The organism is Variovorax boronicumulans (genome assembly GCF_019352895.1).
GTDB classification, from domain to species: domain Bacteria; phylum Pseudomonadota; class Gammaproteobacteria; order Burkholderiales; family Burkholderiaceae_C; genus Variovorax; species Variovorax boronicumulans_A.
The window spans coordinates 1,414,043-1,431,697 of sequence record NZ_JAAAFX010000009.1 but is presented as its reverse complement, the minus strand read 5'-3'; the positions used below and the strand labels follow the sequence as shown (position 1 = coordinate 1,431,697).

The following is a 17,655-nucleotide window of genomic DNA, read 5'->3' as shown; positions in this document are numbered from 1 at the left end:
GACACAATGATGAAGAAACTCCTCGCCGCCATGGCTTGCGCGCTGCCGCTGCTGGCACTTGCCGCCTTCCCCGAAAAGCCGATCCGCCTGGTCGTGCCGTTCCCTGCGGGCAGCATCACCGACGTGGTGGCGCGTGCGCTCAGCGACGGCATGGCGGGCAAGCTGGGCCAGCCGGTGGTGGTCGACAACCTCGCGGGCGCCAACGGCATCGTGGGCACGGTCTCGGCCGTCAAGGCCGCGCCCGATGGCTACACGCTGTTCATGGTCGGCGTGAGCACGGGCGCCAGCAACGTGAGCGCCTTCAAGGCCCTGCAGTACGACCCGCGCAAGGACTTCACACCGATCGGCACGATCGCCGATGCGCCCTTCATGCTGGTGGCCTCGAAAGAGCTGCCGGTCAGGAATCTGCAGGAACTGATCGCCTATGGCCGGGCCCATCCGGGCAAGCTGTCGTACGGCTACGGCTCGGGCAGTGCCCAGCTTTGCGCGGCGCAGGTGGTGTCGATGGGCGGTTTCGAAGCGATGCCCGTGGCCTACCGCGGCGTGCCGCAGGTGATGACCGACCTGATCGGCGGTGTCGTGCACTTCACCATCGCCGACCTGGTCAACGGCCTGCAGCAGTCGCGCGCCGGCCGCGTGACCGCGCTGGGCGTGACCTCTAAGACGCGCTCGCCGCTCGCCCCGGAAGTGCCTTCGCTGGCCGAGGCCGGCCTGCCCGATTTCGACCTCACGGTCTGGTTCGGCATGGCGGCCCCGGCGGGCGCCCCGGCCGCCATCGTGCAGCGCATCAACACCGCGCTGCGCGAGGTGCTGGCCGATCCCGGTGTGCAGAAGCGCTTCGAGAACGCCGGCCTCGCGCCCAAGCCTTCGAGCGCGCAGGAATTCGGTCGACTGATCGACACCGACATCGCCAAGTGGGGGAAGGTGTTCAAGGACGCCGGCATGCAGCCGCAATAGAGCGCCTCTCCTCCTCTTTTTCTTTCCTCTCTTCTTCACTTACCCACTCAAAGGAAACACCATGTCCCTCATCAAGATCCGCAAGAAGCTGCTGACCGTCGAATCGATCTACCACGAAGGCGGCCCGGCACGCACCGACCCCATCAAGATGGGCTGCATCGCCGTCGTGCTGCACAACCCCTATGCGGGCCGCTATGTCGAGGACCTCTCGCAGCTGGTCAAGGACGCCACGGTGATGGCCGAGACGCTGGTACCCGAACTGCTCGAGGCACTGGGTGGCGCGGACAAGATCCAGGCCTACGGCAAGGGCGCGATCGTGGGCCTCAACGGCGAGCTCGAGCACGGCGCCATCTGGCACGAGGCCGGCGGCTGGCCGATGCGTGCGAACCTGCCGCATGCCAAGTCCATCGTGCCCGCCGCCAAGGTCGTCGCCTCGGCCGGCACGCGCCTGCAGATCCCGCTGCACCACGTCGAGGCGTGCTATGTGCGCAGCCACTTCAGCACGATGGATGTGGGCGCGATCGACAGCCCGCGCCCCGACGAACTGCTGTACGCGCTGGTGATGTCCACCGGCAGCCGCGTGCACGAACGCCTGGGCGGCCTGCGCGCCGACAAGATCTCCGTGGGCGACGGCCAGCGCTGACACCGCACTGCCGCTGACGCTTTCCATCTTCAAAAAAACAGAGACAACGCATGACCAAGACCCTCTTCTCCAAGCTCCTGCTGAGCGCCGCCATCGGACTGGCGGGCTTCGCCGCCCATGCCCAGTGGCCTGAACGCACCATCACGCTCGTCGTGCCACTGGCGGCCGGCGGTAGCACCGACACCACGGCACGGCTGGTGGCGGAGAAGCTGGGCACCGAGCTGGGCCAGAGCGTGATCGTCGACAACCGGGCCGGGGCGGGCGGCAACATCGGCGGCGCCTACGTGGCCAAGGCCACGCCCGACGGCTACACGCTGCTGATGTCGACCAGCACCATCGCGACCAACGTGTCGCTCTACAAGAACATGGGCTTCGACTTGCAGAAGGACCTGATTCCGGTTTCGCAGGTCGCGCTGATTCCCAACGTGCTGATGGTCAACAACGCCGTGCCTGCCAGGAACCTGCAGGAGTTCGTTGACTACGTGCGCCAGAAAAAGGGCACGGTCAACTTCGGCTCCGCCGGCAATGGGACTTCGCAGCACCTGTCAGGCGCACTGTTCAACAGCATGGCGCAGGGCGACATGGTGCACGTACCCTACAAGGGCGGTGCGCCGGCCAATGCGGACCTGCTGGGTGGCCAGATCCAGGCGGTGTTTTCGCCGCTGGTGGAGGTGCTGCCCTACATCGACAGCGGCAAGCTGCGCGCGCTGGGCGTGACCACCAAGGCCCGCTCACCGCGCCTGCCCGATGTGCCGGCGATCCACGAAGCGCTGCCCGGCTTCGACGTGGTGCTGTGGAACGGCGTGTTCGCGCCCGCCGGCACACCGGCTGCGGTCGTGACGCGGCTGAACACCGCCATCGCCAAGATCCTGCAGGACCCGGGGATGCGCAAGGTGCTGGCCGACCAGGGTTCGACACCGGTCGGCAACACGCCCGCAGAATTCAAGGCCAACCTCGCGGTCGAAATCGACAAGTGGGGCAAGCTGGTGAAGCTCTCGGGTGCTCGCGTCGACTGAGGCCCTGTACCGTTCATTTCCTTCCGACTTTTCCCCGTTCCTCAATGAAGCCCCTTCTTCTCGTCCTCGTCTTTCTTTCCGAAGAGCACCGCGCGCTGGTGGCCGAACGCTTCGACACCCTCTATGCGCCCAACGAGAAGCTGGGCGCCGACCGCAGCAACGGCGCGGCGCAGATTGCCGCGCGTGGCCAGGACATCCGCGTGGTGCTGACCAACGGTACCAACGGCCTGCTGGCCGAGGAAATCGCGGCGCTGCCCCGGCTGGAGCTGATATGCACCGTGGGTGTGGGCTTCGAGAACGTGGCGCTCGATGCCGCGCGGGCTCGTGGCATCCCGGTGTGCAACGCGGCCGGCACCAACGACGCCGCGGTGGCCGACCATGCGATGACGATCCTGCTGGCGGCCATCCGGCGGCTGCCATTCCTCAACAACGGCGTGCGCCACGGGTTGTGGCGCGACGATATTCCGCGTCCGCCGCATGTCAGCGGCCGCCGCATGGGGATCTTCGGCCTCGGCGCCATCGGCAGGAAGATTGCCCAGCGCGCACTCGGCTTCGACATGGAGATCGGCTATCACAGCCGCACCCGGCGCGACGAGACCGGCTTCCAGTGGTTCGACGACATCCACAGTCTCGCGGCCTGGTGCGATTTCCTCGTGATCGCCGCGCCCGGCGGCAAGGCGACCTATCACATCGTCGACCGCGAGGTGCTCGATGCACTGGGCCCGCAGGGTGTGCTGGTCAATATCGCGCGCGGCACCCTGGTCGACACCGACGCGGTGGCCGACGCGCTGCGCGAGCAGCGCATCTGGGCCGTCGCGCTCGACGTGTACGAGAACGAGCCGACGCCACCCGCGCCGCTGCTGGCCTTCGACAACGCGGTGCTCACGCCGCACATCGGCGGCATCTCGCCGCAGGCGATCCATGCCTCGGTGTTGCGCTTCCTCGAGAACGCCGACGCTCATTTCATCGGCCGGCCCCTGGTCACGCCGGTCCCCTGAATCCGCACGAACGACACATGCCCTTCGACAACCTCATCGCCGGCGAATGGATCGCAGGCCCGCAGCGCGGCCAGAACCGCAACCCCTCGGACACCGCCGACTTGATTGGCGAATACGCGCAGGCCGATGCCGCGCAGCTCGACGCGGCCGTAGCCGCGGCGCAGGCCGCGTTCCCGGCCTGGTCCACGGGCAGCATCCAGGCGCGCAGCGATGCGCTCGACCGGATCGGCGCCGAGATCCTTGCGCGGCGTGAAGAACTCGGCGTGCTGCTCGCACGCGAGGAGGGCAAGACCCGGCCCGAGGCGATCGGCGAGGTCACGCGTTCGGGCCAGATCTTCAAGTTCTTTGCCGGCGAATGCCTGCGGCTGTCGGGCGAGACGCTGCCCTCGGTGCGGACCGGCGTGGGCGTGGACATCACGCGCGAGCCCATGGGCGTGGTGGGGCTGATCACGCCCTGGAACTTCCCGATCGCGATCCCGGCCTGGAAGATCGCGCCTGCGCTGGCCTTCGGCAATTGCGTGGTCTTCAAGCCGGCCGACCTGGTGCCGGGTTCGGCCTGGACCCTGGCGGAGATCATCCATCGCAGCGGCATCCCCTCGGGCGTGTTCAACCTCGTGATGGGCCGCGGCAGCGTGATCGGCGACCCGCTGGTGCAACACCCTGGCATCGCCGCGCTCAGCTTCACCGGCTCGGTGGAAGTGGGGCGCCGGATCGCGCTGCAATGCGCCGAGCGCGGCGCCAAGGTGCAGCTCGAGATGGGCGGCAAGAACCCGCAGGTGGTGCTCGACGATGCCGATCTCGCGCAGGCGGTCGAGCTCTGCGTGCAGAGCGCCTTCTTCTCGACGGGGCAGCGCTGCACGGCCTCGAGCCGGCTCATCGTGACCGAGGGCATCCACGACCGCTTCGTCGCGGCGATGCGCGAGCGCATGGCGGGCCTGCGCGTGGGCGATGCCTTGCATGCCGGCACCGACGTCGGCCCGGCCGCCAGCGAGGCGCAGCTGGCGCAGGACCTGCGCTACATCGACATCGCACGCGAGGAGGGCGCGACGCTTGCGGCCGGCGGTGGCGCCGCGCAATGCCACAGCGGCAGCGGAAAGACCGGCTTCTTCGTCACGCCCACGCTGCTGACCGACACCACGCCGGCCATGCGCATCAACCGCGAGGAGGTGTTCGGCCCGGTCGCCAGCGTGATCCGTGTGAAGGACTACGACGAGGCCCTGGCCGTGGCCAACGACACGCCCTTCGGGCTGTCGGCGGGCATCGCCACCAGCAGCCTGCGGCACGCCGTGCACTTCAAGCGCCATGCGCAGAGCGGCATGGTGATGGTCAACCTGCCGACGGCCGGCGTGGACTACCACGTGCCCTTCGGCGGGCGCAAGGCCAGCAGCTACGGGCCGCGCGAGCAGGGACGCTACGCGCAGGAATTCTTCACCACCGTGAAGACGGCCTACACGCTGGCCTGAGGTGGCGCACGCCCCCGTGATCGCCCACGTCGCGCCGCCCGCGACGCTGGCCTCGGTCTACCGTGACTTCCTGGCGGCGCTGGCGGAAGCGGGCTTCCGTGGCGAGATCAGCACGCGCCACGCCGACCGTACCGTGCTGTCGACCGACAACTCGATCTACCAACGCCTGCCGCAGGCGGTGGTGTTCCCGCGCGATGCCAACGATGTGGTGCGGCTCGCGCAGGTGGTCGACCGCCCCGCGTTCCGCCGCGTCGCACTCGGGCCGCGCGGCGGCGGCACCGGCACCAACGGCCAGTCGCTGACCGACGGCGTGGTGGTGGACCTGTCGCGCCACATGAACCGCATCCTCTGGATCGATGCCGGGCGGCGACGCGCGCGCGTGCAGGCCGGCGTGGTCAAGGACCAGCTCAACGCCGCGCTCAAGCCGCACGGCCTGTTCTTCGCGCCCGAGCTGTCCACCTCGAACCGCGCGACCATCGGCGGCATGGTCAGCACCGATGCGAGCGGGCAGGGCAGCTGCACCTACGGCAAGACCCGCGACCACGTGCATGCGCTCGACACCGTGCTGCTGGGCGGCGAGCGTTTCACCAGCATGGCGGTCGACGAAGCCGAACTCGCGCTGCGGCTGGCGCAGCCCGGCCGCCTGGGCGATGCCTGGCGATGCGCGCACCGCATCGCGCGCACGCAGGCAGCGCTGATCGAAGAGCGCTTTCCCCGACTCAACCGCTGCCTGACCGGCTACGACCTGGCCCATCTGCGCGAGCCCGACGGGCGCTTCAACCTCAACAGCGTGCTCTGCGGCGCTGAGGGCTCGCTGGGCCTGATCGTCGAGGTGGAACTCGACCTGCTGCCCATTCCGGGCCATGCGGTGCTGGTCAACGTGCGTTACGCGAGCTTCATGGACGCGCTGCGTGACGCGCAGGCGCTGATGGCGCACCGCCCGCTGTCGATCGAGACCGTCGACTCGCGCGTGCTGGGGCTCGCCATGCAGGACATCGTCTGGCAGGACGTGGCGCGCTACTTTCCCGCCGATGGCGATGAGAGCGAGACGCTGGGCATCAACCTGGTCGAGTTCAGCGGCGATGCCGAAGACGAGGTCGCGTGCCGCGTGGCCGATTTCGTCGAACACCTGCGCACCGAGCGCAGCGTGCGGCGGCTGGGACACACGCTGGCCTCGGGGCATGCGGCGGTCGGGAAGGTCTACGGCATGCGAAAGCGCGCGGTCGGACTGCTGGGCAACGTGCAGGGCGAGGCGCGGCCGCAGCCTTTCGTGGAAGACACCGCCGTGCCGCCAGAACACCTGGCCGACTACATCGCCGAATTCCGCGCGCTGCTTGACGGCCACGGGTTGAGCTACGGCATGTTTGGCCACGTCGATGCCGGCGTGTTGCACGTACGGCCGGCGCTCGACATGAAGGACCCGGCGCAGGCTGCGCTGGTGCGACCGATTTCGGACGCGGTCGCGCGGCTCACGCAAAAATACGGCGGCCTGCTCTGGGGCGAGCATGGCAAGGGCGTGCGCTCCGAGTACGCGCCGGCCTTCTTCGGGCCGCTCTACGCGTCGCTGCAGGAACTCAAGGCGGCCTTCGATCCGTACAACCAGCTCAACCCCGGCAAGATCGCCACGCCCGCGGCCAGCGGCGCGCAACTGCTGCGCATCGACGAGGTGCCAATGCGCGGCCAGGCCGACCGCCGGATCGACGAGCGCGTGTGGCAGAGCTATGGGACGGCTGTGCATTGCAACGGCAACGGCGCCTGCTACAACGTCGACCCCGACGATGCGATGTGCCCGTCGTGGAAGGGCACGCGCGAACGTCGCCATTCGCCCAAAGGCCGCGCGTCACTGCTGCGCGAGTGGCTGCGTCTGCAAGGCGAGGCTGGTGTCGATGTGCTTCAGGCTGCCGCACGACAGCCTGGTTTTCTGGTTGGCCTGCCCGCCCGCTGGCGCCGCAGCCACGCGCGTACGCAGGGTCGCGAGAGCGCCGCCGACGATTTCTCGCACGAGGTCTACGAGGCCATGGCCGGCTGCCTGGCCTGCAAATCCTGCGCGGGCCAGTGCCCGGTCAAGGTCAACGTGCCGGAGTTCCGCGCGCGCTTCCTCGACCTCTACCACGCGCGCTATCTGCGACCGCTGAAGGACTACCTGATCGGCTCGCTCGAATACACGGTGCCCTGGCTGGCCCGTGCGCCCGTGATCTACAACGCAGTGATGGCCGCGCCCTGGGTGCGCCGCCAGCTCGAAGGCTGCGCCGGGATGGTCGACAGCCCCTTGCTCAGCCGCTTCGACTTCCGCGCCATGGCGCGTCGGTGGGGCGTGCGCCATGCCACGCCGGCCGCGCTGGCGCGCCTGGACAGCGTAGCGCGCGCACGCAGCGTGGTGCTGGTGCAGGACGCTTTCACCCGCCATTTCGAGACGCCGGTGTTCGCGGCCTTCATCGAACTCGTGGCGCGGCTCGGCTACACCGTGTGGCTCGCGCCCTTCCGCCCGAACGGCAAGCCGCTGCAGGTGCAGGGTTTCCTTGGCGCCTTCGACCGCGCCGCGCGCCGCAATGCCGCGATGCTGGCCGCGCTGGCCCGCAGTGGCCTGCCGCTGCTCGGACTCGACCCCGCGATGACCCTGGTCTATCGGCAGGAGTACCGCAAGCTCGAGGGCATGGAGGCCGCACCCGAGGTGTTGTTGCCACAGGAATGGCTGCTGGGCGCGCTGCCGCAGCAAGCCGCCGTCGATGCCGGCGATGTGTTTCGGCTGCTCGCACATTGCACCGAGAAGACCAATGCGCCGGCCGCGACCGCGCTCTGGATGCCCGTGTTCGCGCGCGCAGGCCTCGCGTTGTGCAGCCAGGCCAGCGGTTGCTGCGGCATGTCGGGCACCTACGGCCACGAGGCGCGCAACCTCTCGACATCGAAAGTGATCTTCGAGCAGTCATGGGGCCCGTTGCTCGACAACGCCGCGAGCGGCGAGCTGCTGGCGACGGGTTATTCGTGCCGCAGCCAGGTCGATCGCCTGCGCGGCCGGCGGTTGCGGCATCCGGTCGAGGTTCTGCTGGAGAGGGTACGGCGCGGCGCCTGAACGCTCAGCGGATGTCGCTTGCGAGCCGCACGCCCAGCGCGACCAGCACCAGGCCCGCGAGCCGCGTCGCCACGCGCCGCGCGACGAGGTTGCCCGCCAGCACCAGCGTGCCCTGGTAGGCCAGGCTCAGCGCGGTCACGTGCAGCATCATCACGGGCAGCGTGAGCGCGGACGCATCGGGCCGCAGGAACAACGGAAAGAAGGCCACGAAGAACAGCATGACCTTGGGGTTGGTCAGGCTCACCATGAACGCGCGGCGGAAATACACCCTGGCGGTCTGCGGGCGGGCGGGCGTCGACCCTTCTGCGCTTGGTCGGCTGCGCAGGAGTTGCACGCCCAGCCAGCCCAGGTAGGCCACGCCGGACCAGCGCAGCGCGTGGAACAACAGGGGATGGGCCTGCAGCAGCGCGGCCAGGCCGGCGGCCGCGGCGAGCATGAACAGGAAGTCGCCGGCCAGCGTGCCCAGCACGGCGGCCATGCCCGCGCGTCGGCCGTCGCGGGCCGTGGCATCGAGGATCGCGATCGTGCCGGCGCCGGGCACAGCCTGGAACACGAGGATGGCAGCGATGAAGCTGCCGTAGTTCTGGATGTCGGGCATCGGGTGCAAGAAGGGATGGAGGTATGGAAACGCCATCGATCATGCGGTGAGAGCCCGTGCCGAGACAGCGCATTCTTCCGGCCCAGTCGCCCGGACGCCGTTGCATTTCTGGTGAAATGCGTCGATGGCAAGAACACCCCATCACGAACTGGACGATGCCGCCTGGTGCCTGCTGCGGGCGCTGCAGCACGATGCACGCGCGCCGTTGAAGACGCTGGCCGAGGCCACGGGCCTGTCGGTGGCCGCGACGGCGGAGCGGCTCAAGCGGCTGCAGGAGTCGGGCATCGCGCAGCGCTTCACGGTCGCACTCGATGCCGCCAAGCTCGGCTACCCGGTCAAGGCCATCATCGGCATCACGGCCACCCAGCCCGGCAAGAAGCCGCTGCTGGAGCGCTTGCGCAAGGCGCCCGAGGTGCTCGAGTGCCACCACGTCGCCGGGGCCGATTCCTATGTGATGACGGTGGTGGCCACGGGCCTCGCCGATCTCGAGCGCTTCATCGGCACGATCAACGGCTATGGCGAGACGCGCACGTCCATCGTCTTCTCGACGCCCATCGAAAGGCGCGGGCTGGTCGCGCCGGGCAGCCCCCGACGGCCGTAGTGCGCAGGCCGTGGCGTGGCGGGCAGGAAGGAAGGAAGGAAGGGGGCCTTCAGCTCGCCGCCGGGCGCAGCGCATTCACCGGCTCGAACATCGCGGCGTTGTCCGCCAGCCAGCGCCCGGCCAGGTCGCTGTCGTGCTGCGAGGGATGGAAGTCCGCTCGGAAGTAGGCGCGCCAGGACGGGAGGTTGCTGCGCAGCAGGCCGTCGCGCCCGAGCAGGATGCGCGCCGCGCTGCGCCAGGTCGACAGCTTCCACAGCTGGCCCTCGTGGCGCAGGTTGGTCACGGTCTGGCGTGCGAGGTCGGTCAGGAAGATCATCGTCACGCGCCGGAACCAGCGGGTGCGCCAGGCCTGCGAGCCCGCCGCTGCGGCGTAGAGGTCGAAGGCCGTGTTCTTGTGCTCGGATTCCTCCGCGCTGTGCCAGAACCACATCGTCCGCAGGCGCGGCTCGGCACCGTCGAGCACCTGCGGATGGGCCAGCAGCCAGTCGGCGAACATCGCGGTGAAGTGCTCGGTCGCCGCGGTGATCGCCAGCGCATGCCGCGGATCGTTGCCTTCGAGCGTCTTCATGCGGGCCATGGCGCGTGGCGTCCAGTGGTCGACCAGGCCCTGGCGTTCGAGCTGTTCGTTGAACAGCGCATGGATGCGGCGGTGCGTGGCCTCCTGGCCGATGAAGCCCTTGACCTCGGCCTTGTGCCGCGCTTGCAGCTCGGGCGCCAGCATGTCGACCGTGTCGCGCACCGCGTCGATGAAGAACTGCTCGCCGTAGGGGAAGCTCATCGAGAGCGCATTGAAGACGGCGCTCGAGAAGGCATCGCCGCCGCACCAGTCGCGCGCGAACGGGGGCTTCAGGTCGATGAGCAGGCGGCGGACGACGAGATCGGTCATGGTGCTTCGGGAAATGAGGGCTGGCAATGAATGTTGGTACGTTTGCGTACCGTCATCGTGGACTCGCGATCTGGTACTGTCAAGTACCAACCCTTTCGACAATCAGGCCGCATGACGTCCACCGACACCGCCTCCGAAAGCGCCGAGCTGCAGCACGCGCACCACTACCGCCTGCTCGAAGGCATGGCGAAGGCGGTGGCGGCCAAGGGCTATGCCGACACGACCATCGCCGACATCGTGCGCGAGGCCGCGGTGTCGCGGCGCAGCTTCTACGAGCATTTCGCGACCAAGGCCGACTGCCTGATCGCGCTCTACGAATCCGCGAGCGAGCAGGCGCTGGGCGTGCTGAGCGCCGCGGTCGATCCGCTGCAGCCCTGGCAGACGCAGGTCGAGCATGCCGTCATGGCCTACCTCGACTTCCTCGCGCAGGACCCGGTGCTGCTCAAGACGCTGTTCGTCGAGATCCTGGGCCTGGGGCTGGCCGGGCTCGCGGTGCGCCGCAAGGTCAATGCCCAGATCGCGAGCTTCGTGGCGCTGGCCACGGGCTCGGACGGCGGCGCGCGCCTGTCGCCCGAACTCGCGCTGGCGGTGGTCGGCGGCATCAACGAGCTGATCCTCGAAGCGGTGGAGCAGGACCGCTCGAGCGACCTGCGCGCGCTGGTCGCGCCGGCCACGCGCCTGATCCGCGCCGTGGCCGAGCCGCGCTGAGCGACCCGCTCAGCGGGCCGTGCCGATCGCGGTGATGCGGTCGGCCGCGGGCGGCACGAGCGCCGGGTGGGCCTGCAGGTAGGCCTCGAAGGCATCGATGTCCAGGTCGCCGCCCAGCAAGTCGATGCCCTGGTTGAACACCGTGAAGTTGTCGCCGCCGCTGGCCAGGAAGCTGTTCATGGTCACGCGGTAGGTGCTGCCATCGGCCAGCGGCACGCCATCGAGCGTCATGCCCTCGATGCGCGCGCCGGCCGGGCGCGACAGGTCGTAGCGGTAGCGGAAGCCGCGCGAGGGCATGAGCACGCGCGGCGTGGCCAGCGTGTTGGTGCCGCTGGCGAACTGCTGCTCGAGCAGGGCGCGGATCTGCGTGCCGGTCAGGGTCTTCACCACCAGGCTGTTGCCGAAGGGCTGCACGCTGAACAGCTGGCCGTAGCGCACGCCGCCGCTCGCACCGGGCACCAGGTCCGCGCGCACGCCGCCCGGATTCATGAACGCGATCTGCGCGCCGCCCTTGGCCGCGGGCGCGGTGGCGGCCAGCTGCGAATCGGCGATCAGGTTGCCCAGCACGCTCTCGCGCGAGGGAGTGGGTGCGCGGCTGGCCGGCGCGCTGAGCCGGCCCACCACGCGCTGCACCAGCGGCGCCGCGACGGTGCGGTAGCGCGCGATCAAGGCGTCGATCTCGGCGTTCTTCCGGAAGCGCGGGTATTGCTCGCTCAGCGCCACCGTGTCCGCGCCGCGCATGAAGGCCTCGCCCTGCACGATCAGGTTGTTCGCCGACCTGGCCGTGACCTTGCGGGTCGTCGTGTCGACCACCAGGTCGATGTCGGTGAGCAGCGTGCCGTACTGGCCCGCGCTGGTCAGCAGGAAAGGCCTGGCCGGGTTGATCCGGCCGTAATCGCAGACATAGGCGCTGTGCGTGTGGCCGGAGATCACCACGTCGACGCGCGGGTCGAGCCGGTCGAGGATCGGCCGCACGTTGCCGCTGAGCCCGGCGCAGCTTTTGTCGTTGTAGCCCACGGTGGTGGTGCCGCCCTCGTGCATCACCACCACGATCACGTCGGCGCCCTGCGCGCGCAGGCCCGGGATCAGCGCATTGGCCGTGTCGGCCTCGTCCCTGAACGCAAGTCCCGCCACCCCCGCGGGCGTGACCGCCGTCGGCGTGGCCTTGAGCGTCAGGCCGATGAAGCCCACCGTGACCTGGGCCTCGCCCTGCCTGAAGGTCTTGAGCCCCGTGGCCGGGAACAGCGTCGTGCCATCACGCTTGACCGTGTTGGCCGCCAGAAACCCGAAGTTGGCGCCGGGGAAGGCGGTGTTCACCTGGCAGGGCGCAAGCGCCGTGTATGCCGCGCAGCCGCCATGCTGCATGCGCAGCAGCTCGGCCTGGCCCTTGTCGAACTCGTGGTTGCCGACCGCGTTGAAGTCGATGCCCATCGCGTTCACCGCTTCGATGGTCGGCTCGTCGAGGAACAGCGCCGACACCAGCGGCGAGGCGCCGATCATGTCGCCGGCCGAGACCACCGCGTGCTGCGGGTTCTTCGCCTTGAGCGCCGCGATGGCCGTGGCGAGGTAGGCCGCGCCGCCCGCGGGCACGGCCACCGTGCCGCCGGTGGAGGAGGGCGCGGCGATGGCCAGCCTGGGCGGTTCCAGGTTGCCGTGGAGGTCGTTGAAGGCGATCAGCTTGAGGGTCAGCGAGGGCCGGGCGCCTTCTTCTACGGGCGGCGTGCTGCAGGCGGCCAGCGCCGCCATCAGCAGGACGCCGACGGGCCAGGGCTTTCGCCAGCGCAGGCGCATCTCCGGGCTCCAAGGTAGGGGGAGAGGGATGGTCGGGCAGCCGCGTGACCGCGTGATGACGCGCGCGTCGAAGCCGGCATCGCGCGGTCACAGCCGGCTGCTACCCGCTGCGCCCGCCGCCTTCGAATAATGCGGCGACGGCCCGCATGTCCATGCCGGGGCGCATTCAACACCTCATTCGAAGGAGACAACCCCGATGGCTCGCAAGATCCTCATGCTCTGCGGCGACTACGCCGAAGACTACGAAACCATGGTGCCCTTTCAGACCCTGCTGGCCGTGGGCCACACCGTGCACGCGGTGGCGCCCGACAAGAAGGCCGGCGACTGGGTGCACACCGCCATCCACGACTTCGAGGGCGCCCAGACCTACAGCGAAAAACCGGGCCACCGCTTCACGCTGAACGCCAACTTCGCCGACGTGAAGCCCGAGGCCTACGACGCGCTGGTCATCCCCGGCGGCCGCGCGCCCGAGTACCTGCGCATGCACAGCCGCGTGGTCGAGATCGCCAAGCACTTCCTGGCGACCGACAAGCCGGTGGCGTCCGTGTGCCACGGCGCGCAACTGCTCGCGGCCACGGGCCTGCTGAAAGGCCGCAAGGTGTCGGCGTACCCGGCTTGCCAGGTCGAGGTGGAACTGGCCGGCGCGGAGTACGTGGGCATTCCGGTCGACCAGGCCGTGACCGACCGCAACCTGGTCACGGCGCCCGCCTGGCCCGCGCACCCGGCGTGGCTCGCGCAGTTCCTGGTGGTGCTGGGCACGCGCATCGAACACTGACGGGCCCGCGTGGGCGGCGCTACAGTGCGAGCGTCGCCCACCATTCCCACACAGGAGGCCGCATGTGCGAGATCTTCATCAGCGCCGACCCGCAGAGCTACGACGCGCGCACGCGCTCGGTGCGGCTGCATGGCGTGGTCACCAGCATCCGGCTCGAGAACCTGTTCTGGCAGGTGCTCGAGGAGATCGCGCAGCGCGACGGCATGGTCGTGGTGCAGCTCATCGAGCGGCTGTACGACGAGCTGGTGGCGGCGCGCGGCGAGGTCGGCAACTTCGCGTCCTTCCTGCGCGTGAGCGCCCTGCGCTACGAGGCGATGGTGGCGCAGGGGCGCATTCCGGCGGACACCTCGGTGGCGATCCGTTCGCTCGACGCCAAGGCCGTGCTGCATGCGTTGCCTCAGGGCTGGGGGCCGGCCTCGCCGGAGAACCGCGTGCGCACGCTGCAGGGCGCGGTGCGGCGGCACGCCTAGGAAGGGCCTTGCCCATGCGGCCTGGCTGCGCCGCGGCGAAGCGCGCCCCAGGAATCTGAAATCGGTGGCCCAGGAAGGCGGCAGGATGGCCCGGGTGCTTTGGCGGGCGCGCAGTCGATTCCCATCGCCCCCCAACACATAGGGTGCTGCCAGGGCCCGCGCGCGATCTGGTTGAAAATCCCTGCTGTTCCTCACCGCCTTCGATCCGTCGAGGCGATCGGCCAGCCCGCGCCTCTCGGCGTCGGTCTCACCCATCGCATCACCCGCCATGTCCTCACCCCCCATCGAACGCATCCTCATCGTCGACGACGACGGCGACATCCGGCAACTGCTCTCGGACTACCTGTCCGATGCCGGCTACAAGGTCGCGACCGCGTCGAACGGGGTCGAGATGCACCGGCAGCTGGGGCTGCAGTCGATCTCGCTGGTGGTGCTCGACGTGATGATGCCCGGCGAGGACGGGCTCTCGCTGTGCCGCGACCTGCATGCCAAGGGCGGCCCGCCCGTGATCCTGCTGACCGCGCGCGGCGCCTTGCTCGACCGGATCATCGGGCTCGAGATGGGCGCCGACGACTACCTGCCCAAGCCTTTCGATCCGCGCGAGCTGCTGGCGCGGATCAAGGTGGTGCTGCGGCGCATCCACAGCTTTCCGCCCTCGCGCGAGGCCGAGGAGGCCGCGGTGGTGCGTTTTGCAGGCTGGGTGCTGGACACGCGCACCCACCAGCTGCTGTCGCCGCAGCGCGTGGTGGTGTCGCTGGGCGGCTCCGACTACCGGGTGCTGCGGCTGCTGCTGCAGAACGCGCACCGCACGCTGAGCCGCGACTTCCTGATCGAGCATGTGTTCGGCAAGGAGCGCGCACCCTTCGACCGCGCGATCGACGTCTGCATCAGCCGGCTGCGCGTGAGCCTGCAGGACGATGCGCGCAAGCCCATGATGATCCGCACGGTGCGCCATGCGGGCTACGTGATGGCGGTCGATGTGGTGGAGGAGCGCTGAGATGGACGGTGCCGACACCGCGCCGCAAGGCCGCTGGCGGCGCTGGGTGCCCTGGCCCGGTTCGCTGTGGGGCCGGCTGGCGCTGATCCTGGTGCTGGGCATGCTGGCCGCGCAGGCGCTGACCAGCTCGGTCTGGTTCGACATGCGCTACCGCCATGCGATGGAGATGCCGATCCGGCTGGTCTCGATCCAGCTGGCCGACGCGATGCGCATCCTGCGCGGGCTGCCCGCCGAGACGGTGCCGCAGACGCTGGCCTGGCTGGGCTCCGAGCGCTTCCGGCTCACGCTGCAGCCCGGGCCGATGCCGACCGTGGCCAATCCCGACAACACGCTCGAGACCGTGCAGGACATCCTGAGCCAGTCGCTCAGCGACCGGCTGGGCAGCGATGCCGACGCCAGGCTGCTGTCGGCCGAACTCACCGACGACGCGGGCCAGTCGGCCGATCTCTGGGCGCTGCTCAACGCGCGCGAGCCGGTGGGTCATTTCCGCATCGCGCTGGAGATGCCCGGCCTGCACGGCCAATGGATCGAGGTCACGGCCTCGGAGTCGCAGGGCGGCATCGAGGCCAAGCCCTTCGGCATGGTGGCCGACTACGTGCTGCGCATCTACGTGCTGCGCATCCTGGTGTTCGTGGTCATCGCGCTGGTCGCGGTGCGGCTCGCGCTGCGGCCCCTGCGGCGGCTGGCCGATGCGGCCGATGCACTGGGCCACGACCTGCACAGCCCGCCGCTGGTCGAGAGCGGCCCGCGCGAGGTGCGGCAGGCGGCGCGCACCTTCAATCTCATGCAGCGGCGGCTGATCCAGGACATCGGCGAGCGCACGCGCTTCCTGGCCGCGGTCTCGCACGACCTGCGGTCGCCCATCACGCGGATGCGGCTGCGCGCCGAGTTCCTGCCGCCCGGCGAGATGCAGGACAAGTTCCGCAAGGACCTGGGCGACATGGAATCGCTGATCTCGTCGACGCTCGACTACATCCGTGGCGAGGAGCACAACGAACCCCGGCAATCGGTGGACATCGACAGCCTGCTGGCCGGGCTGCGCGCCGACTTCGAGGAAACGGGCGCACTGGTCACGCTCGAAGGCCATGCGCGCGCACCGCTGCCGGCCTACGTCACCAGCCTGCGGCGCTGCGTGCAGAACATCATCGAGAACGCGATCCGGTACGGCGGTGCGGCGCACATCCGCATCGAGGATTCGGCGCAGGCCCTGCGCATCCGCATCGCCGACGCGGGCCCGGGCATTCCCGAGGACTCGCTGGAGGAAGTGTTCGAGCCCTTCCTGCGGCTCGACACCTCGCGCAACACGGCCTCGGGCGGGTCGGGGCTGGGGCTGTCGATCGCGCGTTCGATCGCGCAGGCCCACGAGGGATCGATCACGCTGCGCAACCGGGCCGAGGGCGGTCTCGAAGCGCTGCTCACGCTGCCCCGGCGCGCCAAGGCCTAGCGACCTGCCCGCGCTCAGGCGTGGAAACGGGCCAGGTCGAAGACCGAGTTGGGTGCGTTGACGGCCACCGCGGCGGGCGCCGGTGGCGGCTCCTTGTGCAGCGGCTCGGCGGTGGCGGGAAAGCCCCAGGGGCGTTGCGTGCTCGCGAGCTTGTGCAGCGACTCCGATTGCAGGAAGTCGACCACGTTCTGCCGCAGGCCGTCCCAGAGGTCGTGCGTGGCGCAGTGGGGCGCGGGCTGGGTGCGGCCCGTGGGCCGCGCGGGGTTGGCGTCCATCGAGCCGTCGATCGCGAACACGATGTCGGCCACCGAGATGTTCGTGGCGGCGCGGCTCAGGCCGTAGCCGCCGCCGGGCCCGCGCGTGGCCTCGACCAGGCTGTGGCGCCGCAGGTCGGCCGCGATGGGTTCGAGCAACGACAGCGACACCCGATGGCGCCGGCTCAGCACCTTGAGCGAGATGGGCCAGTGCCGTTGGTGCAAGGCGAAGTCGATCATGACCGCGACGGCCAGCCGTCCGCGGCTGCTAATGCGCATGGTGAGGGTTTCCTGGAAACGTTGGAAGGTTCATCCGTGCAGAAAGGTGGGCCACACGGGCAGCGAAAGGTCGAGCGCCACCACGAAGGCCAGGTAGCTGCCGAAGGCCAGCGCCGCGGCCAGGCCGGCGAAGGTGCGCAGGTGCACGTCCTTGCCCGCGAGCCACACGGCGAAGCCGGCGATGTAGATGCCGCCCAGCAGCCCGATGGTGGGCAGGCCGGCCGGCGACCAGGCGCCCAGCGCCGCGGCGAAGACGCCGCTGAGCAGCAGGATGCCGAGCAGCGCGCGGCCCGCGCTGGGCAGCGGCCTGGCTTGCAGGCGCCAGAGCGCCAGCGACTTGAGGATGATCAGGTTGCCGGTGAGCGCGATCAGCAGGCCCGCCAGCAGCGGCAGCCACGCGCCGGCCCAGTGCATCGAGGGCGCCTCGTGGTTGAACACGCTGGCGCCGCAGGCAAAGGAGATGCCGAAGGCGCTGAAGGCCGCGCCCGACAGGAATTCGGCCGGCCGGTCGAGGCGCATGCCGCTGCCGTCCCGGTCGTGCGCGTCGGTGGGGTGGAGGGCCTGCGCGGTCATCTGCAGGCGGAAAAGGTGAGGTCGGTGGGCATCGGCTGGCATTGAATCTATCGCCGGGCGATGGACTTCATCCGCGCGTCTTGCAATGCGATGTGTCGATGTCGCGGCTCAACATATCCCAATACAAATGGC

General features: G+C 69.5%; 17 protein-coding genes. 12 read left to right on the top strand and 5 right to left on the bottom strand.

Annotated features, from left to right (window positions below; translation table 11 throughout):
• The first annotated feature begins 6 nt into the window (after window positions 1-6).
• From K0H49_RS25755 to ydiJ, 6 genes are all read left to right on the top strand, one after another.
• Entirely contained in the window at window positions 7-957 is a 951-nt protein-coding gene (locus K0H49_RS25755) for a Bug family tripartite tricarboxylate transporter substrate binding protein (protein ID WP_219218754.1), read from the top strand.
• Window positions 958-1,018: 61 nt separating this feature from the next.
• Entirely contained in the window at window positions 1,019-1,600 is a 582-nt protein-coding gene (locus K0H49_RS25750; RefSeq protein ID WP_219218752.1) for an amino acid synthesis family protein, read from the top strand.
• A gap of 50 nt (window positions 1,601-1,650) precedes the next feature.
• Window positions 1,651-2,616, top strand: a complete 966-nt coding sequence (locus K0H49_RS25745; RefSeq protein ID WP_219218750.1) for a tripartite tricarboxylate transporter substrate binding protein — start codon at window positions 1,651-1,653, stop codon at window positions 2,614-2,616.
• A gap of 44 nt (window positions 2,617-2,660) precedes the next feature.
• Entirely contained in the window at window positions 2,661-3,614 is a 954-nt protein-coding gene (locus K0H49_RS25740) for a 2-hydroxyacid dehydrogenase (RefSeq protein WP_219218748.1), read from the top strand.
• Window positions 3,615-3,631: 17 nt separating this feature from the next.
• The gene (locus tag K0H49_RS25735) at window positions 3,632-5,077 is read left to right on the top strand and encodes an aldehyde dehydrogenase family protein (RefSeq protein ID WP_219218737.1); all 1,446 of its coding nucleotides are present in this window, start codon (window positions 3,632-3,634) and stop codon (window positions 5,075-5,077) included.
• A 1-nt stretch (window position 5,078) separates the two neighbouring features.
• Window positions 5,079-8,147 (top strand): D-2-hydroxyglutarate dehydrogenase YdiJ, encoded by a 3,069-nt coding sequence (gene ydiJ, locus K0H49_RS25730; RefSeq protein ID WP_374122418.1) that lies wholly within the window; start codon window positions 5,079-5,081, stop codon window positions 8,145-8,147.
• Between the two features lie 4 nt (window positions 8,148-8,151).
• On the opposite strand, the gene K0H49_RS25725 is transcribed toward ydiJ, so the two are convergent.
• Window positions 8,152-8,745 carry a LysE family translocator gene (locus tag K0H49_RS25725; protein WP_219218736.1) on the bottom strand — a complete coding sequence of 198 codons (594 nt, stop codon included), beginning with the start codon at window positions 8,743-8,745 and terminating at the stop codon, window positions 8,152-8,154.
• A gap of 124 nt (window positions 8,746-8,869) precedes the next feature.
• Here K0H49_RS25725 and K0H49_RS25720 point away from each other — a divergent pair, with 124 nt between their 5' ends.
• Window positions 8,870-9,346 carry an Lrp/AsnC family transcriptional regulator gene (locus K0H49_RS25720; protein ID WP_219218734.1) on the top strand — a complete coding sequence of 159 codons (477 nt, stop codon included), beginning with the start codon at window positions 8,870-8,872 and terminating at the stop codon, window positions 9,344-9,346.
• A gap of 49 nt (window positions 9,347-9,395) precedes the next feature.
• On the opposite strand, the gene K0H49_RS25715 is transcribed toward K0H49_RS25720, so the two are convergent.
• Window positions 9,396-10,232: a metal-dependent hydrolase gene (locus K0H49_RS25715; RefSeq protein ID WP_219218731.1), complete on the bottom strand. Its 837-nt coding sequence runs from the start codon at window positions 10,230-10,232 to the stop codon at window positions 9,396-9,398.
• Window positions 10,233-10,343: 111 nt separating this feature from the next.
• On the opposite strand from K0H49_RS25715, the gene K0H49_RS25710 reads away from it, so the two are divergent.
• Window positions 10,344-10,940 carry a TetR/AcrR family transcriptional regulator gene (locus tag K0H49_RS25710; protein ID WP_219218729.1) on the top strand — a complete coding sequence of 199 codons (597 nt, stop codon included), beginning with the start codon at window positions 10,344-10,346 and terminating at the stop codon, window positions 10,938-10,940.
• A gap of 9 nt (window positions 10,941-10,949) precedes the next feature.
• Here K0H49_RS25710 and K0H49_RS25705 read toward each other — a convergent pair whose 3' ends face one another.
• Entirely contained in the window at window positions 10,950-12,686 is a 1,737-nt protein-coding gene (locus K0H49_RS25705) for a bifunctional metallophosphatase/5'-nucleotidase (protein ID WP_257625208.1), read from the bottom strand.
• A gap of 241 nt (window positions 12,687-12,927) precedes the next feature.
• On the opposite strand from K0H49_RS25705, the gene K0H49_RS25700 reads away from it, so the two are divergent.
• The 4 genes from K0H49_RS25700 to K0H49_RS25685 all read left to right on the top strand — a co-directional run bounded on the left by K0H49_RS25700 (window position 12,928) and on the right by K0H49_RS25685 (window position 16,417).
• Window positions 12,928-13,506, top strand: a complete 579-nt coding sequence (locus tag K0H49_RS25700) for a DJ-1/PfpI family protein (RefSeq protein WP_219218719.1) — start codon at window positions 12,928-12,930, stop codon at window positions 13,504-13,506.
• Between the two features lie 62 nt (window positions 13,507-13,568).
• The gene (locus K0H49_RS25695) at window positions 13,569-13,976 is read left to right on the top strand and encodes a ribbon-helix-helix domain-containing protein (protein WP_219218718.1); all 408 of its coding nucleotides are present in this window, start codon (window positions 13,569-13,571) and stop codon (window positions 13,974-13,976) included.
• A 268-nt stretch (window positions 13,977-14,244) separates the two neighbouring features.
• Complete coding sequence (locus tag K0H49_RS25690) at window positions 14,245-14,973, top strand: response regulator (RefSeq protein ID WP_219218716.1); 729 nt, start codon at window positions 14,245-14,247, stop codon at window positions 14,971-14,973.
• A 1-nt stretch (window position 14,974) separates the two neighbouring features.
• Window positions 14,975-16,417 carry an ATP-binding protein gene (locus K0H49_RS25685; protein ID WP_219218714.1) on the top strand — a complete coding sequence of 481 codons (1,443 nt, stop codon included), beginning with the start codon at window positions 14,975-14,977 and terminating at the stop codon, window positions 16,415-16,417.
• Window positions 16,418-16,431: 14 nt separating this feature from the next.
• On the opposite strand, the gene K0H49_RS25680 is transcribed toward K0H49_RS25685, so the two are convergent.
• Together K0H49_RS25680 and K0H49_RS25675 are read right to left on the bottom strand one after the other, a co-directional pair.
• The gene (locus K0H49_RS25680; RefSeq protein WP_219218712.1) at window positions 16,432-16,950 is read right to left on the bottom strand and encodes an Rrf2 family transcriptional regulator; all 519 of its coding nucleotides are present in this window, start codon (window positions 16,948-16,950) and stop codon (window positions 16,432-16,434) included.
• Between the two features lie 30 nt (window positions 16,951-16,980).
• Complete coding sequence (locus K0H49_RS25675) at window positions 16,981-17,523, bottom strand: tripartite tricarboxylate transporter TctB family protein (RefSeq protein WP_219218711.1); 543 nt, start codon at window positions 17,521-17,523, stop codon at window positions 16,981-16,983.
• Window positions 17,524-17,655: the final 132 nt, after the last annotated feature.